This window comes from Polaribacter litoreus (genome assembly GCF_054584775.1).
This window is the reverse complement of record NZ_JBTLRD010000021.1, coordinates 23901-50766: the sequence shown is the minus strand read 5'-3', so window position 1 is coordinate 50766 and position 26866 is coordinate 23901. Positions and strand designations below refer to the sequence as shown.

General features: G+C 29.2%; 29 protein-coding genes. 17 read left to right on the top strand and 12 right to left on the bottom strand.

The genetic code is table 11. The features are described from left to right. Positions 1 to 128 precede the first annotated feature (128 nt). The 3 genes from ACW9UN_RS15515 to ACW9UN_RS15505 all read left to right on the top strand — a co-directional run bounded on the left by ACW9UN_RS15515 (position 129) and on the right by ACW9UN_RS15505 (position 2498). Positions 129 to 650, top strand: a complete 522-nt coding sequence (locus ACW9UN_RS15515; protein ID WP_459487271.1) for a GNAT family N-acetyltransferase — start codon at positions 129 to 131, stop codon at positions 648 to 650. A gap of 30 nt (positions 651 to 680) precedes the next feature. Then, positions 681 to 1706, top strand: a complete 1026-nt coding sequence (mltG, locus tag ACW9UN_RS15510; RefSeq protein ID WP_459487270.1) for an endolytic transglycosylase MltG — start codon at positions 681 to 683, stop codon at positions 1704 to 1706. 195 nt (positions 1707 to 1901) lie between these two features. Continuing rightward, a complete protein-coding gene (locus ACW9UN_RS15505) occupies positions 1902 to 2498 on the top strand; it encodes a peptidoglycan-binding protein LysM (protein ID WP_459487269.1) in 597 nt (198 codons plus the stop codon). On the opposite strand, the gene ACW9UN_RS15500 is transcribed toward ACW9UN_RS15505, so the two are convergent. The 3 genes from ACW9UN_RS15500 to dnaA all read right to left on the bottom strand — a co-directional run bounded on the left by ACW9UN_RS15500 (position 2499) and on the right by dnaA (position 5186). Then, the gene (locus ACW9UN_RS15500) at positions 2499 to 3206 is read right to left on the bottom strand and encodes an SAM-dependent methyltransferase (RefSeq protein ID WP_459487268.1); all 708 of its coding nucleotides are present in this window, start codon (positions 3204 to 3206) and stop codon (positions 2499 to 2501) included. It lies immediately after the preceding gene. A gap of 33 nt (positions 3207 to 3239) precedes the next feature. After that, a complete protein-coding gene (locus ACW9UN_RS15495) occupies positions 3240 to 3692 on the bottom strand; it encodes a low molecular weight protein-tyrosine-phosphatase (protein ID WP_459487267.1) in 453 nt (150 codons plus the stop codon). Positions 3693 to 3758: 66 nt separating this feature from the next. Then, the gene (dnaA, locus tag ACW9UN_RS15490; protein ID WP_459487266.1) at positions 3759 to 5186 is read right to left on the bottom strand and encodes a chromosomal replication initiator protein DnaA; all 1428 of its coding nucleotides are present in this window, start codon (positions 5184 to 5186) and stop codon (positions 3759 to 3761) included. 165 nt (positions 5187 to 5351) lie between these two features. On the opposite strand from dnaA, the gene ACW9UN_RS15485 reads away from it, so the two are divergent. Continuing rightward, a complete protein-coding gene (locus ACW9UN_RS15485) occupies positions 5352 to 5753 on the top strand; it encodes an acyl-CoA thioesterase (RefSeq protein WP_459487265.1) in 402 nt (133 codons plus the stop codon). 6 nt (positions 5754 to 5759) lie between these two features. Here ACW9UN_RS15485 and prmC read toward each other — a convergent pair whose 3' ends face one another. Genes prmC through ACW9UN_RS15470 form a run of 3 tightly spaced genes read right to left on the bottom strand, consistent with a single transcriptional unit; the run spans position 5760 to position 8557 of the window. Then, positions 5760 to 6632, bottom strand: a complete 873-nt coding sequence (gene prmC / locus ACW9UN_RS15480; RefSeq protein WP_459487264.1) for a peptide chain release factor N(5)-glutamine methyltransferase — start codon at positions 6630 to 6632, stop codon at positions 5760 to 5762. A 4-nt stretch (positions 6633 to 6636) separates the two neighbouring features. Then, a complete protein-coding gene (cls, locus tag ACW9UN_RS15475) occupies positions 6637 to 8061 on the bottom strand; it encodes a cardiolipin synthase (protein WP_459487263.1) in 1425 nt (474 codons plus the stop codon). 4 nt (positions 8062 to 8065) lie between these two features. Continuing rightward, positions 8066 to 8557 (bottom strand): GNAT family N-acetyltransferase, encoded by a 492-nt coding sequence (locus tag ACW9UN_RS15470; protein WP_459487262.1) that lies wholly within the window; start codon positions 8555 to 8557, stop codon positions 8066 to 8068. Between the two features lie 52 nt (positions 8558 to 8609). Between ACW9UN_RS15470 and ACW9UN_RS15465 the strand changes: the two genes are divergently transcribed. The 6 genes from ACW9UN_RS15465 (at position 8610) to ACW9UN_RS15440 (ending at position 12730) form a co-directional block, all read left to right on the top strand. After that, positions 8610 to 9074, top strand: a complete 465-nt coding sequence (locus ACW9UN_RS15465; protein ID WP_459487261.1) for an LEA type 2 family protein — start codon at positions 8610 to 8612, stop codon at positions 9072 to 9074. 59 nt (positions 9075 to 9133) lie between these two features. Continuing rightward, positions 9134 to 10147, top strand: coding sequence for a bifunctional diaminohydroxyphosphoribosylaminopyrimidine deaminase/5-amino-6-(5-phosphoribosylamino)uracil reductase RibD (gene ribD / locus ACW9UN_RS15460; RefSeq protein ID WP_459487260.1), 1014 nt, complete (start codon positions 9134 to 9136; stop codon positions 10145 to 10147). Further along, complete coding sequence (locus ACW9UN_RS15455; RefSeq protein WP_459487259.1) at positions 10140 to 10748, top strand: HAD family hydrolase; 609 nt, start codon at positions 10140 to 10142, stop codon at positions 10746 to 10748. The genes ribD and ACW9UN_RS15455 overlap by 8 nt, the downstream gene beginning before the upstream one ends. Further along, a complete protein-coding gene (locus tag ACW9UN_RS15450) occupies positions 10745 to 11608 on the top strand; it encodes an EamA family transporter (RefSeq protein WP_459487258.1) in 864 nt (287 codons plus the stop codon). Before ACW9UN_RS15455 ends, ACW9UN_RS15450 begins: the two co-directional genes overlap by 4 nt. A gap of 156 nt (positions 11609 to 11764) precedes the next feature. After that, the gene (locus ACW9UN_RS15445; protein ID WP_459487257.1) at positions 11765 to 12370 is read left to right on the top strand and encodes an IMPACT family protein; all 606 of its coding nucleotides are present in this window, start codon (positions 11765 to 11767) and stop codon (positions 12368 to 12370) included. Positions 12371 to 12430: 60 nt separating this feature from the next. Beyond that, positions 12431 to 12730 carry a hypothetical protein gene (locus ACW9UN_RS15440; RefSeq protein ID WP_459487255.1) on the top strand — a complete coding sequence of 100 codons (300 nt, stop codon included), beginning with the start codon at positions 12431 to 12433 and terminating at the stop codon, positions 12728 to 12730. Between the two features lie 49 nt (positions 12731 to 12779). Here ACW9UN_RS15440 and ACW9UN_RS15435 read toward each other — a convergent pair whose 3' ends face one another. From ACW9UN_RS15435 to ACW9UN_RS15420, 4 genes are all read right to left on the bottom strand, one after another. After that, positions 12780 to 13649 carry a DUF5777 family beta-barrel protein gene (locus tag ACW9UN_RS15435; RefSeq protein WP_459487254.1) on the bottom strand — a complete coding sequence of 290 codons (870 nt, stop codon included), beginning with the start codon at positions 13647 to 13649 and terminating at the stop codon, positions 12780 to 12782. A 12-nt stretch (positions 13650 to 13661) separates the two neighbouring features. Continuing rightward, positions 13662 to 14216, bottom strand: a complete 555-nt coding sequence (locus tag ACW9UN_RS15430; RefSeq protein WP_459487253.1) for a YceI family protein — start codon at positions 14214 to 14216, stop codon at positions 13662 to 13664. An 11-nt stretch (positions 14217 to 14227) separates the two neighbouring features. Then, entirely contained in the window at positions 14228 to 14581 is a 354-nt protein-coding gene (locus tag ACW9UN_RS15425) for a c-type cytochrome (RefSeq protein WP_459487252.1), read from the bottom strand. 150 nt (positions 14582 to 14731) lie between these two features. Further along, positions 14732 to 15823, bottom strand: a complete 1092-nt coding sequence (locus tag ACW9UN_RS15420; protein WP_459487251.1) for a LytR/AlgR family response regulator transcription factor — start codon at positions 15821 to 15823, stop codon at positions 14732 to 14734. Between the two features lie 133 nt (positions 15824 to 15956). Between ACW9UN_RS15420 and ACW9UN_RS15415 the strand changes: the two genes are divergently transcribed. The 6 genes from ACW9UN_RS15415 (at position 15957) to ACW9UN_RS15390 (ending at position 21469) form a co-directional block, all read left to right on the top strand. Further along, the gene (locus tag ACW9UN_RS15415; protein ID WP_459487250.1) at positions 15957 to 16394 is read left to right on the top strand and encodes an OB-fold protein; all 438 of its coding nucleotides are present in this window, start codon (positions 15957 to 15959) and stop codon (positions 16392 to 16394) included. Further along, entirely contained in the window at positions 16387 to 16935 is a 549-nt protein-coding gene (locus ACW9UN_RS15410; protein ID WP_459487249.1) for a YceI family protein, read from the top strand. The genes ACW9UN_RS15415 and ACW9UN_RS15410 overlap by 8 nt, the downstream gene beginning before the upstream one ends. After that, positions 16925 to 17833 (top strand): DUF5777 family beta-barrel protein, encoded by a 909-nt coding sequence (locus ACW9UN_RS15405; protein WP_459487248.1) that lies wholly within the window; start codon positions 16925 to 16927, stop codon positions 17831 to 17833. Before ACW9UN_RS15410 ends, ACW9UN_RS15405 begins: the two co-directional genes overlap by 11 nt. A gap of 267 nt (positions 17834 to 18100) precedes the next feature. Beyond that, positions 18101 to 19609 carry a T9SS type A sorting domain-containing protein gene (locus ACW9UN_RS15400; RefSeq protein WP_459487247.1) on the top strand — a complete coding sequence of 503 codons (1509 nt, stop codon included), beginning with the start codon at positions 18101 to 18103 and terminating at the stop codon, positions 19607 to 19609. A 431-nt stretch (positions 19610 to 20040) separates the two neighbouring features. Further along, positions 20041 to 20277: a thioredoxin family protein gene (locus ACW9UN_RS15395; RefSeq protein ID WP_459487246.1), complete on the top strand. Its 237-nt coding sequence runs from the start codon at positions 20041 to 20043 to the stop codon at positions 20275 to 20277. Between the two features lie 214 nt (positions 20278 to 20491). Beyond that, positions 20492 to 21469, top strand: coding sequence for a permease (locus ACW9UN_RS15390; protein WP_459487245.1), 978 nt, complete (start codon positions 20492 to 20494; stop codon positions 21467 to 21469). Positions 21470 to 21847: 378 nt separating this feature from the next. Here ACW9UN_RS15390 and carB read toward each other — a convergent pair whose 3' ends face one another. Together carB and rpmH are read right to left on the bottom strand one after the other, a co-directional pair. Further along, positions 21848 to 24703: a carbamoyl-phosphate synthase large subunit gene (carB, locus tag ACW9UN_RS15385; RefSeq protein ID WP_459487244.1), complete on the bottom strand. Its 2856-nt coding sequence runs from the start codon at positions 24701 to 24703 to the stop codon at positions 21848 to 21850. A 107-nt stretch (positions 24704 to 24810) separates the two neighbouring features. Continuing rightward, entirely contained in the window at positions 24811 to 24972 is a 162-nt protein-coding gene (gene rpmH / locus ACW9UN_RS15380; protein ID WP_026775082.1) for a 50S ribosomal protein L34, read from the bottom strand. Between the two features lie 224 nt (positions 24973 to 25196). Here rpmH and pyrG point away from each other — a divergent pair, with 224 nt between their 5' ends. Continuing rightward, positions 25197 to 26810 (top strand): CTP synthase, encoded by a 1614-nt coding sequence (gene pyrG, locus ACW9UN_RS15375; protein WP_459487272.1) that lies wholly within the window; start codon positions 25197 to 25199, stop codon positions 26808 to 26810. Positions 26811 to 26866 lie beyond the last annotated feature (56 nt).

The following is a 26866-nucleotide window of genomic DNA, read 5'->3' as shown; positions in this document are numbered from 1 at the left end:
ACAACAAAATTATATATCATCAAAAAAAATCTAAAAACTATTATCTAAACTAACCAGGTTAATCCCGACTTTAATTAGTTTAAAAAATCAACTTATATTTGAATTGTAAATTTTAATACTATAAATATATGTCTTTGTGTAGATCTAAATTGTGTTTAAGACCTATAGAACCAGAAGATTTGAATTTTTTATATCTTATTGAAAACAATGAATCTTTTTGGGAGGTGAGTCATACACAAACGCCATTTTCTAGATATATATTAAAACAATATTTGGAAAATGCTCATTTAGACATCTATGAAACCAAACAATTTCGGTTTATTATTGAAGAAATTTCTAAAAAAAAGCAAATTGGGATGGTTGATTTGTTTGATTTTAATCCGCAGCACAACAGGGCTGGAGTTGGTATTTTGATAGATCCTTACTATCAAAATAAAGGTTTTGCCTCTGAAACATTGTCTATATTAATTGAGTATGTATTCTCTTATTTGAATTTACATCAACTATATGCTAATATAACATCTGACAACTCAAAAAGTATTTCTTTATTTCAAAAACATAACTTTACACAAGTGGGGATAAAAAAAGATTGGATATTTGCTCAAGGAAAATATAAAGATGAAATTTTATTTCAATTGATAAAAGAGTAATTTTGCGTATCAACAAGAAATTTAAACACATTGACTAAAAAAATTATTTACATTTTAGGTTTCCTATTATTATTAGGAGGAATTTTAGGTTACAACTATTATCAGAAAATATTTGGAGAAGCAATTACCGAAGATTATGTACTTTACATAAAGTCTTCTGACAGTTTGGTAGACATCAAAGAAAAAATTGCAGATTATTCTAAAAACCCAAATACTTTTTTATGGGTTTCTGCAAAAAAGAATTTTTCTGAACCTAAAACAGGTCGTTATGTATTAAAAAAAGGAATGTCTAATAATGATTTGGTAAATATGTTGCGTAGTGGAAATCAAACTCCGTTAAAAATTTCTTTTAACAATCAAGACACTCTAGAAAAATTTGCTGGTAGAATAGCTGATCAATTAGCACTAGATTCTACTGCAATTATAACATCTTTTACAAATTCTGATTTTTTACAAAAAAACAAACTCACCAAAAAATCGGTTTTGCAAATATGTATTCCTAATAGCTATGAATTTTACTGGACCGTTTCTGCCGATAAATTTCGCGATAAACTTTTAAGAGAATACAATCGTTTTTGGAATAAAAGTAGATTGCAAAAAGCAAAAGCCTTAAAATTATCTAAAAGTGAAGTAATTACTTTAGCATCTATAGTACAAAAAGAAACAGCGAAGAAAGAAGAGCGACCAACTGTGGCTGGATTATATTTAAATAGACTGCAGAATGGATGGCCTTTACAAGCAGACCCCACTATAATTTATGCTATTAAAGAAGTAAAGGGACAAGATTATGTAGTAAAAAGAGTGTTATCTGTAGATTTAAAAATTAATTCTCCTTACAACACATACACAAATAGAGGCTTACCTCCTAGCCTTATTGGGATGCCAGATATTAATACAATTGATGCTGTATTAAATGCTGAAAAACATGATTACTTTTATATGTGCGTAAATACCGACAAACTTGGCTATCATAAATTTGCCAAAAGCTTGTCTCAACATAACAGAAATGCCGCTAAATACCATAATTGGTTAAATAAACAAGGTGTAAACCGTTAATATATCATCTTTTTAGGTTTATAACTGCGTTGTTTTTTTAATTATTCTATAAAAAGAAACGTTGTAGTGATTCATTTCTCTTAAAAATTTCACACTTTATCGAGCTAATTTATAATTTCGACGAAATTAAAGCACTGATTGTCAGTAAATTTAAAATTTGTTTTAGATTTGCGCTCGCAAAACAAAACGGTTATTATGATCAGAAAGTTTTTATTTTTGGTAAGTTTAGCTTTACTTTTAGTTAACGCAACTAAAATAGGTAAAAAACCAATTACCAAAATAGAGGTTGTTAGTAAAGAAGTTTCATTACCAAAAAATGTAGATTACAACATTCCTTACTTAAAAAGAAATTTTGTTGCTTTTAAAGAAGCTTTGGCTTTTAAGGAATCTCAGGGGAGGTATAAAGTTGTCAACACACTTGGTTACTTGGGTAAATATCAATTTAGTAGAAACACATTAAAACGTTTTAAAATTTATGATACCAATGCTTTTTTAAAAAATTATGAGTTACAAGAAAAAGCTTTTGTGGCTTTGTGCAGTGTTAATAAATGGATTTTGAGAAAAGACATTCAAAGATCTGTTGGTAAAACAATAAACGGAATTGAAATTACAGAATCTGGAATTTTAGCTGCAGCCCATTTAAGTGGTGCAGGAAATGTAAAAAAATTTCTAAGAAGTAATGGAGCTATACGTTTTTCTGACGCTTATGGGTCAACAATTCAACATTATCTAAAACGTTTTGCTAACTACAATGTTTCTAAAGTGATAGCAGATAGAAAAGCGACCATATAATTATTTATCAATAATAAAAATAGCTGGTTTTTTATGCAGATTAGGCTGTTGGTTTTTCCAATCTTTCACAGACATTGTTTTTATAAATTCGGATGGTAATGTAATATCTACAGCAATACATAAATTGGTTTGTAGTGATAGAGTTGCTTTTAAATCAACAAACATTTTTTCATTCCTGTAAGGGGTTTCTATAAATATTTGAGACTGATTTTTATCTCTTGCTATACGCTCTAACTCTTTAATTTTTCTTTTTCTATCAGCTCTATCAATTGGTAAATATCCATTAAAAGCAAAATTTTGTCCATTAAAACCAGAACTCATCATTGCCATTAATATTGAACTTGGCCCCACTAAAGGTACTACTTTAATATTTTTTTGATGTGCTAATTTTACAATGCTGGCTCCTGGATCTGCAATTGCTGGCACACCTGCTTCAGATAATAAACCTACATTAAAACCTTGTGCACAGACATCTAAATACTTTTGAGTTTCTTCTTCAACAGCATATTTATCTAACAACTTTATGGTTAAACTTGGCTGTTGTTTTTTGGGTGAAATTTTTTTGATAAATCTTCTTGCTGACTTTTCATTTTCAACAATATAGTAATCAATTTGTTCAATTACTTTTTTTACTGATAAGGGCATTACCTCTAAAGGCTCTGTTTCATCACCTAAAGTGGTGGGAATTAAGTATAATTTACCAGTCATTGTATAATTTTAGAATACTAAATTACAAATAAATTAAGACAATTTAGCTGCAATAACTGTACAAGCTTTGTCTAACATATTGTAAACATTTTCAAAACCTTGCTTTCCTCCATAATATGGATCTGGAACAGAATGGTTTTTATTAGGATATAACTCATTTAAAATAAGCTTTACCTTGTTTTTATCTTCGGTATTTCTTGCTGTTTTTAAGATGTTTTGATAATTGCTTTCATCCATAGCATAAATACAATCAAAATTATCAAAATCTAAAACTTCAAACTTTCTAGCCGTTTGATTGGTGATATTTATTCCATGATTTCTAGCAACTTCAATTGAGCGTTTGTCTGGTAAATTACCCACATGATAGGCAGCTGTACCTGCTGAATCAACAAAAACCACTTCTGGATTAACTTTTGATTCTAAAATACCCTGCGCTAATGGCGAACGGCAAATATTACCCAAGCAAACCATTAGTATTTTTTTCATGATAAAAAGTAATTTAAATTTGTTGTAAAATACAGAATACGTTTGTTACTAATTGATTTCTAAAAGTTAAAAGGTTAATTTCTTTGTTAAATCGTCTACGTATTTTTTAAATTGTTTATCTGTTTCAGTAAGATTATCAACAGTTTTACAAGCATGTAATACAGTTGCATGATCTCTTTGCCCTATTTGGCTGCCTATACTTGCCAACGATGTTTTTGTTAATCTTTTTGCAAAGTACATGGCCAGTTGGCGTGCTTGAACAATATGACGCTTTCTTGTTTTAGATTGCAGTGTAGCTACATCCATATCAAAATACTTTGAGACTTCTTTTTGTATGTAATCTATAGAAACTTCTTTTTTGGTGTTTTTTACAAATTTATCTACAATTTGCTTTGCCAACTCTATAGAAAATTCTTTTCTATTAAATGAAGCTTGCGCAATCATAGAAATCAAAACACCTTCTAACTCTCTTACATTAGATTTTATATTTTTTGCAACATATGCAATTATATCATCAGGCATTTCTACACCATCTCTGTATAATTTATTTTGCAAAATTGATATCCTAGTTTCGTAATCTGGTGCTTGTAACTCTGCTGATAACCCCCATTTAAAACGAGACAATAGGCGCTGTTCTATATCTTGCATATCTACAGGCGCCTTGTCTGAAGTTAAAATAACCTGTTTTCCATTTTGATGTAAATGATTGAAAATATGAAAGAAAACATCTTGTGTACCAGCTTTACCAGAAAGAAATTGAACATCATCTATAATTAATACATCAATCATTTGATAAAAATGAATAAAATCATTTCTAGTATTTGACTTTACAGAATCTATAAACTGTTGTGTAAACTTTTCTGAAGATATGTATAAAACAGTTTTATCAGGATATTTGTCTTTAATGTTTACTCCAATAGCATGTGCCAAATGTGTTTTTCCTAAGCCTACTCCACCATATACTAATAATGGATTAAATGACGTTCCACCAGGTTTATTGGCAACTGCCATACCTGCAGAACGTGCTAATCTATTAGAATCACCTTCTATAAAATTATCAAAACTGTAATTAGGGTTCAATTGAGATTCAATTTTAACCTTCTGAAGTCCAGGAATAACAAACGGATTTCGTAACTCTCTTTTATTAGACTCTAAAGAAACTGTTACCTTTTGAGGTTTTAAAGGGTCTCTGTTAGAACTAGGAATTTTAACAATTTGCGGCCTGTTGCTACTATAATTATTTTCCATTTTTACATCGTAAATCAATTTGGCTTCGTTACCCAATTGTCTTACTAATGCAACGCGTAATAATTTAATATAATGCTCTTCTAACCACTCGTAAAAAAATTTACTCGGCACTTGAATCGTCAATGCTTCACCAGACAGTTTTACCGGTTTTATTGGCTCAAACCAAGTCTTGTAGGCTTGTGGCTTAATATTGTCCTTTATAAAGGTCAAACATTCAGTCCAAACGGATTCAGCAGTGTTATTCATTGAATTATTTAAGTGATTTTTTGATTAAATTGTTAGGCTATAAAGACCTCTATACCCTTTTTCTTAAGCACTACAAAAATGTGAATAAAAAACAGTATAAAAAAATCAAATTACTATTGATTATTAATTATTTTTTACGTAGAATACCAAAAATTTTATTTATAAATGTTAAAAAACTCATATACAAATACCAGAGTACGTTATTCAGAAACCGACCAAATGGGTGTGGTTTATCATGGTAATTATGCTCAGTTTTTTGAACTGGGAAGAACTGAATGGCTTCGTAAGCTAGGGGTTACTTACAAAGATATGGAATTGAACGGAATAATGCTACCTGTAATTTCTTTAAGTTGTAATTTTATAAAATCTGCATTTTATGATGATGTTTTAACCATTGAAACTATTTTGGTAAAAAAACCAATGGTTAAAATTGAATTTAATTATAAAATTACCAATCAAAATGATGAATTGATTTGTACAGGGAGTTCTGTTTTGGCTTTTATGAATCGTAAAACATCCAAACCAACAAGATGCCCAAAGCATTTGCTAACAAGTTTAGGTTTTTAATTCTTTTTACAGTGTCGCTTTTATCATCCTGTTATTTTTAAACAAATCTTTTTGTAGTTTAATGTTTTGAAATCCTTTTTGTTGAAGAAGATTAGCTGTTTCTTTACCTAAATATTGATTGATTTCAAAAAATAGCATTCCGTCTTTTAATAAATGACGCTTTGCCAAATCAGCAATTTTATCATAAAAAACTAACGGGTTATTATCCGCTACAAATAGCGCCAAATGTGGTTCGTTTTCTAAAACATTATTTTGAATTTCTACTTTTTCTAGTTCTCTTACGTAAGGTGGGTTAGATATGATAATATCATAGTTACAATCTAGTTGAGTAGCACTTAAAATATTACGTTCTATAAAATTGATATTTACCTTATTTAAAGTAGCATTTTTAGTTGCCACTTTTAACGCATCCAAAGAAACATCGATAGCCGAAATAGATACATTTGATAAATTTTTTGCCAACGAAATTGGTATACAGCCAGAACCTGTACCAATGTCTAATATTTGTAAGAATTTATCTTGCTCTTCTCTATTTTTTTGTCTTTTATCTTGTACATCTTTAAGAACCCACTCTACGAGCTCTTCTGTTTCTGGCCTTGGAATTAACGTATTTTTGTCTACAAAAAATGGATATCCAAAAAATTCTGTTTTTCCTATGATATATTGTAGTGGTTGTTCTTTTTTTAATTTTTCTAGAGCTTGTATTAGTAAAGTTAAACGTTCTTCTTGTATTACAAAATCAGGCTTTAAAACAGTGTCTATTCTTTTAAGGTGCAAATACTCCTCGATTAAGATAAAGAAAAAAGTAGCTATTTCTTCTTTTGGATAAATTTCTGAAAGTTCATCAGAAAAATATATTTTGAATTGTTTTAACTGCATAATACTATAATAAAGGACTTAAAAAACGACACAAACGCTCTAAGGTTTTTTGTTTTACAGATCTTTTTTTAAACTTTTCTAAATTAATATGATTGGCTTTATTTTTTCGCTCATCAAATTCTTCTTTAATTTCAGCGGTAATATGGTCATCAAACAAAATTACATTTAGTTCATAATTATGCTCAAAACTTCTACAATCAAAATTGGTTGAACCTACAGAAGCAATTTCATCATCAATAAAAATAACTTTACTATGAGAAAAATCGTCTCTTAAATAAATTTGCACACCAGCTTGTAATAAACTTTCAAAGTAAGAGTACATGCTGTAAGTTGCAATTTTAGAATCTGTTTTTTTTGGTAATAATAATGTTACTTCTACACCACTTAAAGCAGCAATTTTAAAGGCTTCTAAAATGGAAAATGTAGGAACAAAATACGGGTTAAATACACAAATACTTTTTTCTGCTAAATGTATAAAACTTAAATATTGTTGCATTACAACAGACTGTTCGTAATCTGGCCCACTAGAAACTACTTGAAGTTTTGTACTACCTTTACTGTTAGAGACTGATGTATATTTTTCGGCATTTGTTAAATCTTTCTGAGTTGCATAATAAAAATCATTTAAAAAAGATTTGTGAATAGCATTAACTCCACTGCCTTTTATTTGCAAATGAGCATCTTGCCAAATGCCCAAATCTGTATCTTCTGTAATGTACTCATCAGAAATATTTACCCCCCCAGTAAACCCTATTTTATTATCGATAATTGCTATTTTACGGTGATTTCTAAAGTTTAACGAAAAAATAAAAGAACCATATTTAAAAGGCGTTTCTGGATATATTTCTACACCAATATCTTTTAGTTTTTGCTTTGTTTTTTTTGTTAAATCAAAGCTTCCTATAGAGTCGTATAAAATTCTAATTTCTACATTTTGTTTTCTTTTTTCTTCTAAAAGTTTGATGATTTTATTCAGTATTTCTCCTTCTTCTAAAATAAAATACTGTAAATGAATAAATTGTTTTGCATTTTTTATGTCAGCGTACAAAGCTTCAAAAGTTTCTTTTCCGTTTTTTAAGAGGATTACCTCATTATTATTTTCTACAACAGCATTCGTATTGCTATGAATTAATTGTGCTATTTTTTTTTGCTTGATGCCAGTTAAAGATTCTGTATTTAAACTCTCATTTACCTCTAAAGATTTTTTTATAAAATTCTTTCTTTTCTTAGTTTCTTTTAGTTCAAAAAACTTAATTTTTCTTCTATTAATACCGAAAATTACAAAGCAAAATACCCCTAAAAACGGAAAGAAAAAGGCAATTAAAATCCAACTCAAAGATTTAGAAGGCTTTACTCCAAAATATAAAATATTATAGAATGCCCAACAAAATAAAATAAGATGTAAAATCCCTAAAAAGTAGTATAGCATAGGTTTAAATTTTCTTAATCATCCAAACATTACAAGAGTAATGACAGGTGTTACCCATAGGAGCTTCTAAACTTTCAAAACCATATTTTTTATACAATTTTACAGCAGCTTTCATGTAGGGTAATGTTTCTAAATAGCAATGTTCAAAATTAAATTCTTTGGCCTTCTCTAAACAAACAGAAATCAGTTTTGTACCTAAACCCTTTCCTCTTGCTATTGGCAAAAAATACATTTTTTGAAGCTCACAAATATTACCTACAAAATCATCTAACTGAGCAATTCCTGCACCACCTACAACTTTATTGTTATGTTCTACCACAAAGTACGTTGCTTTTTCTTTTTGATAGGTTTCAAACATTTGGTCTGTAGCTTTATCTTCATAAGCAGTGCCAACTTTTGGGGCTCCCATTTCAAGAATAACACTTCGTACCATCTTTGCCAATTGCAAATTATCTTTTGATTCTATTTCTCTTATGATAAAATCTTCACTTGTCATTTATTACTGTATTTTTGCAAGAGCAAGTTACCTATTTTTTAAATGATTTTTAATGAAAAAAGCATACTATTTTTTTGTTTTTTGTTTGGTAATTTTTAGTTGTACTGTAAATAAAAAGCCGGTTTTTATAAAAGTTGACAACCTAAAATTAATTAGTGTTACCTCAGATACTATACGTTTAAAGGCAAATGCTTTTTTTCAAAACCCAAATGATGTAGGTGGTAAAATAGCTACAGATGAAGTTAAAGTTCTAGTAAATGATACTCAAGTTGCTTTAGTTTCTTCAGATGAATTTACAATTCCTGCTAGAAAAGAATTTACAGTTCCTTTAAAAGTGGTAATTCCGACTAAAAAAATTTTTGAAAATCACAAAAACGGAATCTTAGGTGGTTTATTAAATTCGGTATTTAATAAATCTGTTAAAATACAATTTAAAGGAAATTTACAATATAAAGTTTTTGGGTATTCTATTGACTATCCTTTAGATATTACCCAAAATATAAAAATTAAACTTTAAAAATCTATTTACCCTAAAAACCTACTATTATTACTCACGAATTTTACATAAAAAGATGCTTGCAATTGGCAAAAAACGGAATTGGAACTACCAGACCAAATCCTTCTGTTGGTGCTGTTATTGTGCATCAACATAAAATTATTGGCGAGGGTTTTACTTCTAGTTATGGTGGCAATCATGCAGAAGTGAATGCTGTAAATGCCGTTAAAAATAAAGCGCTTTTAAAAGAAGCAACTATTTATGTAACCTTAGAGCCTTGCTCTCATTATGGAAAAACACCACCTTGCGCAGATTTGTTGGTAAAATACCAATTGAAAAATGTAGTTATTGGTTGTGCAGATACCAATAGTTTGGTGGCAGGTAAAGGAATTGAACGTTTACAAAATGCTGGTATTAATGTAATTGTGGGTGTTTTAGAAGAGGAATGTAAAACACATCACAAACGATTTTTTACGTCACAAAACAAAAAAAGACCGCACATCATTTTAAAATGGGCAGCCACTAAAAATGGTTATATTGCACCTTTAAACAGGCAAACTCAATCTCCTGTTTGGATTTCTAACAAATATTCACAACAACGAGTGCATCAATTAAGAGCCAAAGAACACGCCATTTTGGTGGGTACAAATACAGCTATTGCTGATAATCCTAAATTAAATGTTAGAAGTTGGTTTGGTAATAATCCTATACGTGTTGTTTTAGATGCAAAGCTTAGAACTTCAAAAAAATTAAATGTTTTTGACGGAACTGTAAAAACAATTTGCATCATAGATAAATTACAAAAAACAACAAACATAAAACAAAATGTAGTTTTTGAAACCATAGATTTCACTAAAAATATTGCCGAACAAATTTGTAACGTATTGTTTAAACACAACATTCAATCTGTAATTATTGAAGGTGGCACACAAACTTTACAAACGTTTATTGACGCTAATTTATGGGATGAAGCTTTTGTTTTTATTGGAGAAACCACTTTTGCAAATGGTGTAAAAGCACCTCTTTTAAACGGTAAATTAACATCCGAAGAAAAAATAAAAAACGATATTTTAAAAACCTATACCAATGATTAAAAACATCATCTTCGATTTTGGAGATATTTTCATCAATTTAGATAAACAAGGAACTTACAAGGCAATGGCTGATTTAGGAGTTTCAAAAATTACTGAAGAAATGATAACAGTTTATCAAAACTATGAAAAAGGGTTGATGACAACAAATGCTTTTATCCAATTTTTTCATGAGAAATTTAGAATTCCTACTGACAAATTAATTACTGCTTGGAATGCAGTTTTGTTAGATTTTCCGAGAGAACGTTTAGACTTTTTAAAAAAATTAGCTGCCAGTAAAAAATACAGATTATTTTTACTGAGCAATACAAATGATTTGCATATACAATGGGTTCAAAATTCTTTAGGTGATAATTTTTTCGGTGATTTTAAAAACTGTTTTGAGCAATTTTATCTATCGCATGAAATCAATTTTAGAAAACCAGATGCAGACATTTACAAGTTTGTTTTAAACCAAAATAATTTGATAGCAAATGAAACACTTTTTGTTGATGATCTAAAAGAAAACACAGATGCTGCAGCTACATTAGGCATACATACTTGGAATTTAACTCCGAGAATAGATGACGTTACAGAATTGTTCACCAAAAATAAACTCGATTGATATTTTTACTGCTAAGTATCTTAATTTCTACAGGCCTATTTGTTATTTTTAAATACTTTGGCATTTATAAAGTAGATGTTTTAAAAGCTATTTTTATCAATTATATTGTGGCTTTTATTATGGGATTTGTTTTTGCTGAACGAAAATTTTCTATACTAGAAATTCCATTACAGCCTTGGTTTTTAGGTGCACTTTGTTTAGGAGTTTTATTTGTATCCGTATTTTTTGTGATGGCAATGACAGCTCAGAAAAACGGGGTTTCTGTAACTTCTGTAGCCGGTAAAATGTCTGTAGTTATTCCTGTTTTTTTTGGTGTGTTTTTATATAGTGAATCTGTAACTGCTTTAAAAATATTTGGTATTGTTATAGCTTTGATTGCAGTATATTTGGCTTCTGTAAAAGAGGACAAAACATTACCTAACGAAGCTGGTTTAGTACTACCTGTTTTATTATTTTTAGGTTCTGGTATAATTGATACTACATTAAAATATGTTGAAGTTACTTACGTGCCCAAAGATGATGTTTCTATATTTTCTGGAAGTTTGTTTGGTATTGCTGCCTGTATTGCCGCTATTATTTTAATAGTAAAAGCCTTTAAAAAAAGAGAAGCATTTGGTGTTAAAAATATTATTGCAGGGATTATTTTAGGAATCCCAAATTATTTTTCGATCATATTTTTAATAAAAGCCTTACAAACCGAAGGTTTTGAAAGTTCTGATATATTTACCATTAATAATGTGGGTATTGTTGTAGTTTCTACCATTATTGGTATCCTTATATTTAAAGAACAATTTAGTGTAAAAAATAAAATTGGTGTGGCTTTAGCTATTTTAGGAATTGTAATTGTAGCTTTGGCTTAAAATGACAGCATTAGAGATTCTCATTTTTATAACAATTACAATACCAAGCTTATTTTAAGCGGAAATCATAAATTATGCAGCAGTTGTTTTATATCAATTAAACAATTCGTGAATTGTTGGCTCATACTAAAATATATTTTTTAAAAAAAATTGGATATGGAAGATAGCTACAAAACCATACTTAAACCATCAAAAGAAACACTTTTTAAAGACAGAAACAGTAAGTTTTTTGGCTACGCATTTCCGGTATTAAATGAAGATGATGTCAAGAATTTTTTAGAAAATTTACGCAAAAAACACCACACAGCGCGTCATTTTTGTTACGCTTATCAAATAGGGATTGAAGATCTCAAATACAGAGCTAATGATGATGGTGAGCCTAGCAACTCTGCTGGTTTGCCAATTTACGGGCAAATTCAATCTTTTGATGTTACTAATATTTTAATCGTTTCTGTACGTTATTTTGGTGGTACAAAGTTAGGGGTTGGTGGTTTAATTAATGCCTATAAAACTTCAGCTAAATTAGCTTTAGAAGCTTCTGAAATTGTAGAAAAAACCATTGATGTTTTTTATAAAGTATGTTTTAATTATGATATGATGAACAAGGTAATGCGCATCATAAAAGAGAAAGACATTACCATAACTGCTCAAAAATTAGAGTTAACTTGTGAATACACCATCTCTATCAGAAAAAAAGAAGCTCAAACCATTTTCGATATTTTCGAGAATTTATACAAAGTTGAAATTAAAACTTTAGATTAGAAATTTAAATCGATATTCTTAACTTACCTAAAATTAAATTATACGCTTAAAAATACTAACATGAAAGAAAGCAGCCGCCCAAACAAAAGACTTATTATTATTTTGACTGTTGCCATGACTCTATTGTTCATTCCGCTTATAGCTATGATTTTTACAAATGAAGTAAAATGGAAAATTTTTGATTTTGTGGTTGCTGGATTTTTATTGATAAGCACTGGGGCAATACTTGAAGTTATTTTAAGAAAAATAAAAAAAGTAAGCCATAGAGCTCTACTAGTAATTATTGTATTTGTAGCATTATGTATTATTTGGGCAGAACTTGCTGTTGGAATTTTTGGAACTCCATTTGCAGGAAGTTAAAACCATAATTAACATAAATTAAAACGTACAACAGCTAACAATTTTAGTTTTAAAAAGTTCTAGAAATATTGAATCCAAAGTGAATATCACCTCCAAAAAAATCACCTGTATTTTCAGCAATAAAACTTTTTTCAATCATGGTAATTGCATTCGATAAAATTAATTGAAACACGTGCCCACCTGTTTCAATATCTACACCAAAAGCAAGCGAATTTCTGGCATCAATAGAAACAGATTCATCAAAAGCCCAATAATATTCACTATTTAATGATACGCGTTTGCTCAATTTTACTCTTCCTCCAAAACCCAGTGCAAAAATACTATGAGGATCTGAAGCATCTCTTACAGTATTTCTATGGATGTAAGTAGGGGTTATTTGTAAAGATAAAGCTTGGCTAAATTTTCTAGCAATTAATACCTGACCAACATACGAAAGGTTTTCTGAAAATGAACGTTCTACAATAGGAAATTCTTCATCTTGCGTTTTAGCAGCAATACTTCCAAAAAGTGAAATGGCAAAAGGAAATGCGTTGTTACCTTTACGCTGTTTTATCAAACTATATTTTAAAAAAGAATCGAATGTTTTCTCAAAACTACTTCTACCAAAACCAACAGTTACATTATCTGTTAAACCGTATTCTAAAGCAAAACGAATATTAGATTGGTCTAAACCAAACAACTCGTCAAAACCTAAATTAATAGCACCAAATCTATGAGAAATGATAAACTCTAACTCCTTGGCTTTTCTGTTTTCTATAGAGTGCCCATTTAAAATTCGCGTTCCTTTAAAGGTAGCTGTTACAATATCTTCTTTTTTATTTTCGGGAGTTTCTTTATCTAAAATAGTAAACAAATCGTCTTGACTATACAATGAAATGTTTATTGAAAATAGAAAAACGGCTAATAGTATTTTTTTCATCTTTAGTAGTTATTATTTCTTGTATGGTTTGTGATTAAAATTAAAAGTTACTTTTATATTTTCTGCAATTTTCATAAAAACAATTTTTGGTATTTTAATTTTAAAATCTTCTAAGGCCACCATAAAATTACCAGAAACTTTAATAAAATCTGCAGTTTTTATACAGTCTGCTTTAATTTCTAAGTCTTTAGTAACCCCATGAATTGTAATTTTTCCTTTAACCGTAAATTCTTTAGCATTTTCATCCATGGTATTAAAATTTAAAATTTTACCTTTAAACATAGCTGTAGGATAAATATCTGACTCTAAATAGTTTTCGTTAAAATGCTCTTGCATTAATTTCTTTTTAAACTCAAAATTCTTTATGCTCATTTTTATAGCCATATCACCTGTAGTGGTATCTATAATACTTGACACTTTACTATTATCAGCAGTAATATCCTCTAAAGTTGCTTTAGAAAAAAAATTAATTTTACCAGTTGTAGTTAAATACTTTTCTTGAGCATTAATAAACGTGGTTAAACATAAAAAGCAAATTGCACTAAACCATATTTTTTTTTGTTTCATCATTATATATTTTAATTATTTAAAGCTCCTGCATCTACCCAACAACTTATAGCTTGTATTTCTTGGTTGGTTAAACTACCTCCTTGAGGCATGGAACCTGTTACAACTTCAGATTTTACAATTGCTGCATTTGCACTTATACCATTGTAAGTTGATAAATTTGGAAACTGACCTCCATTATGACAACTTACACAATTGGCATCGATAATAGGTTGTACATGAGTAGTAAAGGTAATATCTGCACAAGGGTCTGGAGTGTCTGAATCGATTACTATTTCTTCATCAACATTTGTTAAGCACGAAGAAAACAATGTTATTATCATAATTAATAAAAACGATATTTTAAACTTTAAGACGTTCATCATTTTAGTTGGTTTATAAATCATGTTGTAAAGTAACTAAAATTAAGGAGTTTACAAACTATCTAGTTTTACGAAAAGGAAATAAAATTAGATGAAAAGGAAAAAAATCAGTTGAAAGGAGCGTTAGATTTATTTAAACTTAAATGAACAAAACTACATATTTAACCATTGCTTAAACTCTGCTGCTTTATTTTTGCTGATAATAATTTCTTCGGATGCTTTAGATTGTAATAAGATTTTTAGTTGGCTTTTTCCATATTTTATAATCTTATCTATGGCTGTTATACTAATAATGAATTGTCTATTGGCTCTAAAAAACAAAGTTGAATTTAAGTTGGTGTACATATCATCTAAACTCATATTTGTTGTAGAACGCTTACCATCAAAACAAACTACATAAGTAATTGTATTTTCTGTATACACATAAGCAATATCTTTAATAGCAACAGGCACAAGTTCATTTCTTACATAAGTTAGTATTCGCTCTTTTTCTATCTCTTTTTCGGTTGATTTTTTTGGTTGTTTATTATCGGTAATTTCGGCCAATTTTTCTTTATAAGAAACCAAATCTATATTTAGTTTAGATAGGTTTACAACTTCGGATGTTAAGGTAGAATTCTTCAACTCTAACTGTTTTTCGTAAGCGCTACCAATAATTCTAACCGCTATAAATGACAGTATAATCACCAAAACACCCATCACTAAAAAAATAAAGTAAAAATTACTTTTTAAAGCACTCATCCGATTTTTAATACTGTTAATGTTTACATTGGCAGCAACAATTAAATCCGAATTTTTTACAGGAGAGATATACATAATCTCTGAAGGTGATACCTTACCATGATTTAACAATATTTCATACAAATTATCAGAATTATTATTCTCTTTTAAAGAGGCTAATAAGGTTTGATTAGAATTTACCAATTGACCAACTTGAGTTTTATCTGGATTAGCAACCTCTCTCCCACCCCAATTTATAACACTTATAAACCAATTATCTGAACTTGTATTTTCGATAATTTCCTGAATATTAGTTACAACAGCGTCTTTGTCGATCTTAGAAGACAATTGAAAATCAATTAATTTTGCAATTTCATCTGCCTCTCTTTTGCTAGATTCTACTTGTACTTCTATCAATTGATTTGCACTCATACTTATAAAATATGGTGACGCAAACAAAGCTGCCAATGTAAAAATAGCAGCTATAGAAAAAAAGGTTAAAAAATAGAGTTTGTCTTTTTTCATACAAAAATTACGATTCGGAAATATACTACTATTCTTTTCTTTTTAACTACAAAAATTTCCTCTTAAGCTTATTTTTTTCTTTTTCATTAACTATTTTTTTCTTAACATAACTCTTTTTACTTTCTTTGATTGCATGAAAACTCAAAACAAGTTTTTTATAATTATAATTTTCTTATCCCTAATTTTCTTTGGATATTTTGTTTGGAATAGCTCATCTCCTATGTCTAATCGAAATTTAGAGAATGAAAAAGCTGCATTAATTATCGGTGCAAATAGCTTGATAAATAAATACACTACTAATGAAAAAGAAGCTAACCACTTGTACTCCGAAAAAATTATACAAGTTTCTGGCACTATTAAAGACATCACTTTTTTAAATGATAGAACTACGATAATTTTAAATACAGAATTTAAAAATTTTGGTGTAATTTGTGACATCAACAAAAATCAAGAAAACAAACTAAAACAACTGCATAAAAATCAACCCATTACAATAAAAGGTATTTGTAAAGGTTTTTTAAAAGATGTTGTTTTATTAAACTGTACCATTGACTTACCACAAAATGAATAAATTATTACCACTTATTTTATTGATTTTTTGTTTTGCAAATTTTAATATTACGCAAAATCTATTTATTGCTAGGCAAGGACAAATTTCTTTTTTCAGTTATACTTCTGTTGAAAATATTGAGGCTAAAAACAATCAAGTATTAAGTATTTTAGATATTAAAAATAATGAAATAGCCATTAGTATGTTAATGCGCGCTTTTGTTTTTAAAAAAGATTTAATGTACGAACACTTTAATGAAAGTTATATCGAATCTGACCTTTATCCAAAAGCCAGTTTTGAAGGTAAAATTGTTGATTTTAATGCCAATTTGCAAGGTGAACAAACTAAAATTGTTCGTGGTACATTAAATATTCATGGAATTACCAAGGCAATAGATATTCAAGCAACTATAGAAAATAAAGATGGTAATTATACCATATCTGGTAATTTTGATGTGTTTGTTAATGATTTTAAAATTAAAATTCCACCAATTTTAGCCAGTAATATTGCCAAAACCATTTCTATTCAATTTTTATTTCAATACCAGACTTATGAAGAATAATAACAACTTTCAATTTCTTGTTTTTCTATTTATTATATTGAGTATAAAATTGAATGCGCAAAGTTTATTAGACAAATTAAATAACGAATTTCCAGACAACACCATTTATGAAATTGCCACTTTTAAAACTACTAGAATTGGCTTAGGGCATTCTATAGAAACTCGCAAAAAAGGCGCTTTAGAATTTTCTTTGTATAACAGATACTGGAACATTCCGAATTTTGAAGGGCAACGTTTTTTAGCGGATGTTGTAAGTACACGTTATGGTTTAGATTATGCGTTTTCAGATAATTTTACTTTAGGGTTAGGCTATACCAATCATGATAAAATTACAGACGGATTTTTAAAATACAAACTTTTTAAACAATCGCAAAACAGTAAAAAAAGTTTTGTAAGCATCACTTTGTTGCAAACTATTTCTCAAAGAAAAGTTGAAAATACAAACGGAGGTATTTACAATCAAATTACAGATTCTGATACTAAATATGCGTTTACAAGTCAGGTGTTAATTGCTAGAAAAATTAATCCAGATATTTCTTTACAAATAGCACCTACTTTTATACATAGAGCAGATGATTTGCTTACAACAGATCCAAATAATCAGTTTGCTGTTGCTTTTGGCGGACGTCATAAAATAAGCAATCACGCTGCTATTGTTTCTGAATATTATTATGTTGCCAATCCTTTAAAATCTGTTGACACGTATAATGCATTTATGGTAGGTGTAAATTGGGAAATGGGCGATTTATTACTCCAATTTCAAATGACCAATGCCAGAAACTTTGTAGAAGATACGTTTATCACACAAACTACAAACAACTTTAATGCAAAGGATGGTAATTTCCATTTTGGTTTTAATGCTACTTTTGTTTTACATACTAAGAAGAGGAAATTGTAGTAGTTTATTTATTAATGAGCATAATTTCTTTAAAAGGTATCATTTTTTAAATGCTTATTGATATGACTGAAAGAATAAATTGAATTTTAAAACAAGAATTTATTATTGAAAAACATAATACAAGCCTAAAAATAAAATACAAATCAAAACTTATTAATCAAAAAAGTTGTACAATACTGTCATTGTTCAACTTTTTTGATTAACTTTAATTGTTTATAAGTTCTCAAATATTCAATTACTTTATGAAATAAATCAGAAGTTTTACATATGAAAAAGATATTATTTTTAATGTTTCTTTTAAGTACTAGTGTATTTACATATAGCCAAAATATAATTCGGGATAAATCATTTGGAAACTCAGGAATAGTTAATACAAATTATCCTTATAATAGTACTAACAATAATAGTCTAACTAGAACAATTTTACTTAACGACCATAAATTTGTTGGAATTGGTAATAATAAAATAGTTCGTTTTAATAAAAATGGGACTATTGATAAATCATTTGGAATAAATGGAGAGTTTCAAATACCAAACTTATTTTTTAATAATGTTAAATTAATAAATAATTTCTACTATTTTTTGGGCGCAGTCCAAAATACTACAAGTTTTAAAGATGGATTAATTTTTAGAGCAACTTATGATGGAGTATTAGATACAACTTTTGGTAATGAGGGTTATTTGACACATCATATAAATGAAAATGAGAGTTTTTATAACATGGTTATTGATTCAAATGATAAAATTATTGCAGTAGGAATAAAAAAAACTTACCCTTGGCAAAAATTATTTTTAACAAGGTTTAATTCAGATGGAACAATTGATACTTCTTTTCAAAATAATGGTAATAAAGAACTTTATGTATTTCCAATGGCAACAGAACGTATCCTAAATATTTCGAAAATTGAGAATAATCGTTTTTTTATTGCCTGTACTGGAAGAAATTACATAAATAATGAAAACTCAGAGCTTGCATTATTAAAATTAGATACCAATGGTAATTTTGATAAATCATTCAACAATACTGGATCCTATATTATGCCTACTTATGATCCTTTTTATTTTTATGCAAAGTTTATAGATAATAAATTTTATGTAATTAATATAAACAACGATATATATAATTCTAATTATGATGCGTCATTATTTAGAATAGATCTGTCTGACTTAAGTTCACAAATTACGGTAATCGATAGAGATACTTACGACTATTTTGTCCACTCAGATTCTAGTATTTCAACATTAAGTATGAATAGAGATCAAATAAATGTATATCCAAAAAGAAACCTATTCATTAAAAAGTATCATTCAAATGGAAATTTAGACAAAAATTTTAATACTACAGGTATTTACGAATTTAATTTAAGTGATATTAACAATTTTGAAACAGATGATATCCCTATGAGTATTATATTTTATGATGATAAAATATTAGTAGCAGGACAATCTCAAATTCCTCAATCAGGGGTTTACTCTAATTATACTTTAACAAGGTTTATTCAAACCACATTATCAGCAAATACACTTAAAAAAGAAAAAATTTCATTATACCCAAATCCAGTTTTAGATTATCTAAAAATTGATTTAAAAAGTATTAGTTACCCTATAAGTATTAAAATAATTAATTCTGTTAACCAAGTTACTTTTAAATCAAACATACAGAAAGTTAACAATGCATTCAAAATTAACATTGCTAACTTAAAAAGTGGTATTTACATATTAAAAATTGTTGACAATGAAAAAAATATTTTTACCAAAAAGTTTTTGAAAAAATAATTTGAAATGAAACCAAAACATCTACTGACTTAATTGCTAAATTCAGTAACAAACCATAACAAAAAAAGTTAGAAAAATCCATAAAAAAAGCCCCCAATTCAAAACAAAGAATTGGAGGCTTTTTAAATATCAAAATAGAAATTCTACTTATTCAAGTACATTTTTCGCCTTGAATATAAATCGTAAAATTCATCGTCTTTTAAAGAATCTATAAATAAAATGCATTCTCCTGTAGATTTCATTTCTGGTCCTAGTTTTAATATCAAATAAGAAATCTATATCATTAGTGTACCATTAAAATAATTCCATTAATTTTTAATGTATACCCATTGTAAAAAAAACAGTATATCCTTTTAAAAATCTGTGTGTGACAAAAGTCACATTACTAACCAATTCTCAATCTTACCTTTGTTTCTATAAAAATGTATACGATGACAGCAATTAAAATATTAGGCACTGGATGTGCAAAATGTAAACAAATGACAAACATTCTAAATGAGGTTATTTTTGAAAATAATATAGAAGCTACAGTTGAAAAAATAGAAGATATTGTAGAAATTATGAAATTTAACGTAATGTCTACTCCAGCATTAGTTATTAACGATGCCATTGTAATTAAAGGTAGAGTACCTCTAAAAAGTGAGGTTTTTACACTTTTAAATGAATAAAATATAATAATTTCTCGAAACTAACTATCCTTGAGGCAAAACCTAAGAGGTACTTTGTTGGTTTCATTTTTTAGTTTTAGATAAAAAAACCGAAATTATAGTATCTAGATCCTGAAACAAGTTCGGGATGACAATTTTATCGAAAACTCCGACGCAAATCGTCGAGGAAATCTTTTCGATTAAAACATCATAAAAGATTTACAATACATTAACTATGTTTGATTGGATACAAAATATTGCAGATTGGTTGGTTTATGATATCTTACACCTAAAAGAAACTGAACATTTTACTGAGGCATTGCACTTTATCATTTTTGATACCATAAAAATTCTAATACTACTTTTAATAGTAATGTTTTTTATGGGAATTTTAAATAGTTTTTTTCCTGTAGAAAAAGTCAAGAATTATTTATCAAGAAATAAATTATATGGTTTAGAATATGTAATTGCTAGTTGTTTTGGTGTTGTAACACCTTTTTGTTCTTGTTCTTCTGTTCCTCTTTTTATCGGTTTTGTTAGAGGAGGCATCCCCTTGGGAGTTACTTTTTCGTTTTTAATAACTTCTCCTTTGGTAAATGAAATTGCAATCGGACTTTTTATTGGTCTTTTTGGTGTAAAAACCACAATAATTTATGTTATTAGTGGCATTTTATTAGGAACTATATCAGGTATAATTCTTCAAAATTTAAAATTAGAAGCCTATCTCACTCCTTGGGTTAAAGAAATATTAGCAAATGCTCAAAGAGAACAAGAATTATTTCAATTAGAAAAACCAACGATTAAACAGAGATTTTCTATTCTTTTTACAGAAATTTTAAAAATTCTAAAAGGTGTACTCCCTTATGTTTTGATTGGGATAGTAATTGGAGGGTTTATGCACGGTTACATACCTGAAGCTTTTTTTGAAAAATATATGGCAAAAGACAATCTTTTTGCTGTACCAATTGCAACAATTCTAGCTGTACCTATGTATTCTAATGCAATTGGTATACTGCCTGTTGTACAAGTATTGGTTACTAAAGGAATTCCTTTAGGCACTGCTATTGCATTTATGATGGGAGTTATTGGGTTGTCGTTACCAGAAGCTATGCTTTTAAAGAAAGTGATGACTTTTAAATTAATTGCAATATTCTTTGCAGTTGTAACCTTATGTATTATAATTTCAGGTTATGTTTTTAATATGATTCTCTAAGGATGCGTTCGATTAAAATAAACTGTTAATTTGAATTATACGTCATGCCGATTAAAACAATAGAGAAACAGCTAAATTTATAAATTTTTCATTGGAATAGTTTAGATTTCTCCACAAGGTCGAAATGACAATACCTTGACTTAAAATAATTTTCTTAGGATATAACAATCAAGCTGAGGTTCTTAATTACAACTTTGTCGATAGTTTTTAAAAAATAAAAACGAGGCTGTCTGAAAGTATTAAAATTTGTCATTTCGACTGCAATGGAGAAATCTTATTTATTGATAATTAAATACATAGATTTTTCGACTTCGCTCAAAATGACATCTAAACCTATTTTTCAGACAGCCTCGTTTTTTTAATCTCTAAATAGAAATTCTACTTATTCAAGTACATTTTTCGTCTTGAATATAAATCGTAAAATTCATCATCCTTTAAGCTATCAATAAATAAAATACTTTCTCCTGTAGATTTCATTTCTGGTCCTAATTTCTTATCTACATTTGGAAACTTATTAAAAGAAAACACAGGTTGCTTAATAGCATAACCCTCTAATTGCGGATTAAAGTTAAAGTCTGTTACCTTCTTTTCTCCTAACATTACTTTGGTGGCATAATTTACATACGGTTCTTTGTAAGCTTTTGCAATAAAAGGCACTGTTCTAGAAGCTCTTGGGTTGGCTTCAATAATATAAACCGTATCGTCTTTAATGGCAAATTGTATGTTAATTAAACCAACCGTTTTTAATTCTCTTGCAATGGTATGTGTATGATCTATAATTTGTTGCATCACCAAATCACCTAAATTAAAGGCTGGTAAAGTAGCGTTAGAATCTCCTGAGTGAATTCCACAAGGTTCTATGTGTTCCATAATTCCGATGATGTACACATTTCCATCAGCATCACAAATTGCATCTGCTTCTGCTTCTATTGCACCATCTAAATAATGGTCTAATAATAATTTATTATTTGGTATTTTACGCAATAAATCTACTACATGTTCTACCAATTCTTCTTTGTTGATTACAATTTTCATTCCTTGGCCTCCTAAAACATAAGAAGGTCTTACCAAAATTGGGAAATCCAATTCGTCTGCTAATGCCAAAGCTTCATCAGCAGTTTCAGCAACACCAAACTCTGGATATGGAATATTGTTTTCTTTTAACAAAGTAGAAAAACGTCCTCTATCTTCTGCAATGTCTAACGCTTCATAAGAAGTTCCTATAATTTTAATTCCGTATTTGGTTAACTTTTCTGCTAATTTTAAAGCAGTTTGTCCACCTAATTGTACAATTACACCTTCTGGTTTTTCGTGTCTGATGATATCATAAATATGCTCCCAAAACACAGGTTCAAAGTATAATTTATCAGCTGTATCAAAATCTGTAGAAACAGTTTCAGGATTACAGTTGATCATAATAGTTTCGTAACCACATTCTGCAGCTGCTAAGACTCCATGCACACAACAATAATCGAACTCAATTCCTTGTCCAATTCTATTTGGTCCAGAACCTAAAACAATTATTTTCTTTTTATCTGTAACTATACTTTCGTTAGCAATTACAATATCTCCATCAGCAGTTTCAATCTCATTTTCGAAAGTTGAATAATAGTAAGGTGTTTTTGCTTTAAATTCGGCAGCACAAGTATCTACTAATTTAAAAACACGTTGTACTTTTAGTTCGTCTCTTTTAGCATAAACTTCACTTTCTAAACAATCTAGCATGTGTGCTATTTGTCTATCTCCATAACCTTTTTGCTTGGCTTCTAAAAGTAAATCTCTTTGAATCGTATCTATAGTGTATGTAGATATTTCTTTTTGCAATTGAAATAACTCTTCATATTGCTTTAAATACCACATGTCTATTTTAGTAATCGCATAGATTTTACTTAAAGGAATTCCCATAGCAATGGCATCATAAATAGCAAAAACACGATCCCAACTTGCATTGGTTAATTTTTCTATGATTTCATTGTAATTCGTATACCCTTTACCATCTGCACCCAATCCATTTCTTTTAATTTCAAGAGATTGTGTTGCTTTGTGCAATGCTTCTTGAAAAGAACGTCCAATACCCATTACCTCTCCAACAGCTTTCATTTGCAAGCCTAAAGTTCTGTCTGAACCTTCAAATTTATCGAAATTCCAACGTGGTATTTTTACAATTACATAATCTAATGTAGGCTCAAATAAAGCTGAAGTAGATTTTGTTATTCCGTTTTCTAATTCATCTAAAGAATACCCAATAGCTAATTTCGTTGCCACTTTTGCAATAGGATAACCAGTTGCTTTACTCGCTAATGCTGATGAACGCGATACACGTGGATTAATTTCAATAGCAATAATTTCTTCTTTTTCGTCTGGAGAAACTGCAAATTGCACATTACATCCACCTTCAAAATCTCCAATAGAACGCATCATATGAATGGCCATATCACGCATTTTTTGGTATGTTTTATCAGAAAGTGTCATTGCAGGAGCTACTGTAATAGAATCTCCTGTATGGATTCCCATTGGATCCATATTTTCGATAGAACAGATAATGACAACATTATCGTTCTTATCGCGTAGCAATTCCAATTCATATTCTTTCCAACCCATCATGGCTTTATCAATCATCACCTCATGAATTGGTGATGCTTCTAAACCTCTACTTAATAAATCATCAAAATCTTTAGGGTCATAAACAATAGAGGCTCCAGCACCTCCTAAAGTATAAGAAGAACGAATTACCAAAGGAAAACCAAACTCTTGTGCAATTTCTTTACCTTTTAAAAATGATGTTGCAGTTTCTTGAGGTGCCATTGGTACACCAATTTTCCCCATCAATTCTCTAAACTGCTCTCTATCTTCTGTAACATTAATGGCATTGATATCTACACCTATCATTTTTACACCAAAATCTTTCCAAATGCCTTTATCATCAGCTTCAATACAAAGGTTTAAAGCGGTTTGCCCACCCATTGTTGGCAAAACAGCATCAATTTGTGGATGCTCTTTTAATATCTGAATAATTGATTTTGTGGTTAATGGCAACAAGTACACATGATCTGCCATTGATGGATCAGTCATAATAGTTGCAGGATTTGAGTTGATTAGAATAGTTTCGATTCCATCTTCTCTTAAAGAACGTAAAGATTGTGATCCAGAATAATCAAATTCGCAGGCTTGACCAATAACAATAGGTCCTGAACCAATAATTAAAATGGATTTAAGGTCTTTTCTTTTTGGCATTGTAAGTTATTGTATTTATTAGTGTTACAAAAATAAGTAGTGCTTAGGTATAAAAAAAGGTGTTACTTAAAAAGTAACACCTAATATATTAACAAATTGTTAATCATTTATTTTTTATGTCTAGTTTCAGATGAAACAGAAATTTTCTTTCTTCCTTTTGCTCTTCTACGAGCCAACACTTTTCTACCATTAGCAGAAGCCATTCTTTCCATGAAACCGTGTTTGTTTCTTCTCTTTCTTTTTGATGGTTGGTACGTTCTTTTTGGCATTATATGTATTTTTAAAAATCTTCTTAATTATTTTTTTATTAACGATATTACCTCGTTAAAAGCGTGGGCAAATATACAACTGTTTTTGTATATAGCAAATACAAAATAAAAAAAAATGTAAATATTTTTTATTCTTGTAAATATACTAATTTTGTGAATGTTTTTCTCTTTTTTATTTGTGATAAATTTAAGAGTTACTACTTTTGCCCAAACCTAAAAGAACCATGCACAATACTAAATACGTTTTTGTAACAGGAGGCGTAACATCTTCACTTGGAAAAGGAATTATAGCTGCTTCGTTAGCTAAATTATTACAAGAAAGAGGTTTTTCTGTAACCATTCAAAAACTAGACCCTTACATAAATATAGATCCTGGAACGTTAAACCCTTATGAACATGGCGAATGCTATGTTACTGATGATGGTGCTGAAACCGATTTAGATTTGGGGCATTATGAACGTTATTTAAACATACCAACTAGCCAAGCCAATAATGTTACTACAGGTAGAATTTATCAATCTGTAATAGACAAAGAGCGTAAAGGAGAATTCTTAGGAAAAACGGTACAGGTAATTCCGCACATTACTGATGAAATTAAACACCGAATTCAAATTTTAGGAGAAACTGGCGATTATGATATTGTTATTACCGAAATTGGAGGAACTGTTGGTGATATAGAATCTTTACCTTATGTAGAGTCTGTAAGACAAATGCTTTGGGAAAAAGGTGAAGATAATGCCATTGTAATTCACTTAACCTTAATCCCATTTTTAGCTGCTGCTGGAGAATTGAAAACAAAACCTACACAACATTCTGTAAAAAGCTTAATGCAAAGTGGTGTGAGTCCTGATATATTGGTGTGTAGAACAGAACATCAAATTTCTGATGACATCAAACGTAAATTAGCTTTATTTTGTAATGTTAAAAAAGAAGACGTTATACAATCTATAGATGCAGAAACCATATACGATGTGCCTAATTTAATGCTAGAAGAAGGTTTGGATGAAGTAGTTTTAAAGAAATTGAAATTAACTTCGGATAAAAAACCTGAACTAAAAGTTTGGAACAACTTTTTACAAAAACACAAAAACCCAACATCAGAAATAGAAATTGCTTTAATTGGTAAATATATAGAGTTACCAGATTCTTATAAATCGATTACAGAAGCTTTTATCCACGCTGGTTCATCCAACGAAACTAAAGTAAATGTACGTTGGGTACATTCAGAAAATTTATCGCCTGCTAATTATGAGAAAAAATTGAAAGGTGTAGACGGCATTTTAGTTGCTCCAGGTTTTGGAGATCGAGGAATTGATGGAAAAATAAAAGCGGTACAATATGCGCGTGAAAACAATATTCCTTTTTTCGGAATTTGTTTAGGAATGCAAATGGCAGTTATAGAATATGCTAAAAATGTACTTGGTTTGGTAGATGCTTTTTCTACAGAAATGAAAAAGAATTGTAAAAACCCAGTCATCAACTTAATGGAAAGTCAAGAAGATGTTACTGACAAAGGAGGTACCATGCGTTTAGGAGCTTGGAACTGTAAATTATCTAAAGATTCTAAAATCTATGATGCATATCAGCAAGAAATGATTAGCGAACGTCACAGACATAGATACGAGTTTAATAGCGATTATAAAGATCAAATTGAACTAAAAGGAATGAAAGCTACAGGTGTTAACCCAAGAACTGGATTGGTAGAAGTGGTAGAAATTCCTAAACACCCTTGGTTTGTTGGTGTACAATATCACCCAGAATATAAAAGTACCGTTTTAAAACCACATCCTTTATTTGTGAGTTTTATTAAAGCGGCTTTAAAATATTCTGAAAAATAAAAAGGTTGATGTTGTAAAGCTACCCTATCTGTATTAAAATATTTAAACCAACTAAT

Coding starts and splice junctions, on each gene's coding strand:
- ACW9UN_RS15515 (WP_459487271.1), top strand. CDS start 129: ATGTCTTTGTGTAGATCTAAATTGTGTTTAAGACCTATAGAACCAGAA.
- ACW9UN_RS15505 (WP_459487269.1), top strand. CDS start 1,902: ATGATCAGAAAGTTTTTATTTTTGGTAAGTTTAGCTTTACTTTTAGTT.
- ACW9UN_RS15500 (WP_459487268.1), bottom strand. CDS start 3,206: ATGACTGGTAAATTATACTTAATTCCCACCACTTTAGGTGATGAAACA.
- ACW9UN_RS15495 (WP_459487267.1), bottom strand. CDS start 3,692: ATGAAAAAAATACTAATGGTTTGCTTGGGTAATATTTGCCGTTCGCCA.
- dnaA (WP_459487266.1), bottom strand. CDS start 5,186: ATGAATAACACTGCTGAATCCGTTTGGACTGAATGTTTGACCTTTATA.
- ACW9UN_RS15485 (WP_459487265.1), top strand. CDS start 5,352: ATGTTAAAAAACTCATATACAAATACCAGAGTACGTTATTCAGAAACC.
- prmC (WP_459487264.1), bottom strand. CDS start 6,632: ATGCAGTTAAAACAATTCAAAATATATTTTTCTGATGAACTTTCAGAA.
- cls (WP_459487263.1), bottom strand. CDS start 8,061: ATGCTATACTACTTTTTAGGGATTTTACATCTTATTTTATTTTGTTGG.
- ACW9UN_RS15470 (WP_459487262.1), bottom strand. CDS start 8,557: ATGACAAGTGAAGATTTTATCATAAGAGAAATAGAATCAAAAGATAAT.
- ACW9UN_RS15465 (WP_459487261.1), top strand. CDS start 8,610: ATGAAAAAAGCATACTATTTTTTTGTTTTTTGTTTGGTAATTTTTAGT.
- ACW9UN_RS15455 (WP_459487259.1), top strand. CDS start 10,140: ATGATTAAAAACATCATCTTCGATTTTGGAGATATTTTCATCAATTTA.
- ACW9UN_RS15445 (WP_459487257.1), top strand. CDS start 11,765: ATGGAAGATAGCTACAAAACCATACTTAAACCATCAAAAGAAACACTT.
- ACW9UN_RS15440 (WP_459487255.1), top strand. CDS start 12,431: ATGAAAGAAAGCAGCCGCCCAAACAAAAGACTTATTATTATTTTGACT.
- ACW9UN_RS15435 (WP_459487254.1), bottom strand. CDS start 13,649: ATGAAAAAAATACTATTAGCCGTTTTTCTATTTTCAATAAACATTTCA.
- ACW9UN_RS15430 (WP_459487253.1), bottom strand. CDS start 14,216: ATGAAACAAAAAAAAATATGGTTTAGTGCAATTTGCTTTTTATGTTTA.
- ACW9UN_RS15425 (WP_459487252.1), bottom strand. CDS start 14,581: ATGATGAACGTCTTAAAGTTTAAAATATCGTTTTTATTAATTATGATA.
- ACW9UN_RS15420 (WP_459487251.1), bottom strand. CDS start 15,823: ATGAAAAAAGACAAACTCTATTTTTTAACCTTTTTTTCTATAGCTGCT.
- ACW9UN_RS15415 (WP_459487250.1), top strand. CDS start 15,957: ATGAAAACTCAAAACAAGTTTTTTATAATTATAATTTTCTTATCCCTA.
- ACW9UN_RS15410 (WP_459487249.1), top strand. CDS start 16,387: ATGAATAAATTATTACCACTTATTTTATTGATTTTTTGTTTTGCAAAT.
- ACW9UN_RS15405 (WP_459487248.1), top strand. CDS start 16,925: ATGAAGAATAATAACAACTTTCAATTTCTTGTTTTTCTATTTATTATA.
- ACW9UN_RS15400 (WP_459487247.1), top strand. CDS start 18,101: ATGAAAAAGATATTATTTTTAATGTTTCTTTTAAGTACTAGTGTATTT.
- ACW9UN_RS15395 (WP_459487246.1), top strand. CDS start 20,041: ATGACAGCAATTAAAATATTAGGCACTGGATGTGCAAAATGTAAACAA.
- ACW9UN_RS15390 (WP_459487245.1), top strand. CDS start 20,492: ATGTTTGATTGGATACAAAATATTGCAGATTGGTTGGTTTATGATATC.
- carB (WP_459487244.1), bottom strand. CDS start 24,703: ATGCCAAAAAGAAAAGACCTTAAATCCATTTTAATTATTGGTTCAGGA.
- rpmH (WP_026775082.1), bottom strand. CDS start 24,972: ATGCCAAAAAGAACGTACCAACCATCAAAAAGAAAGAGAAGAAACAAA.
- pyrG (WP_459487272.1), top strand. CDS start 25,197: ATGCACAATACTAAATACGTTTTTGTAACAGGAGGCGTAACATCTTCA.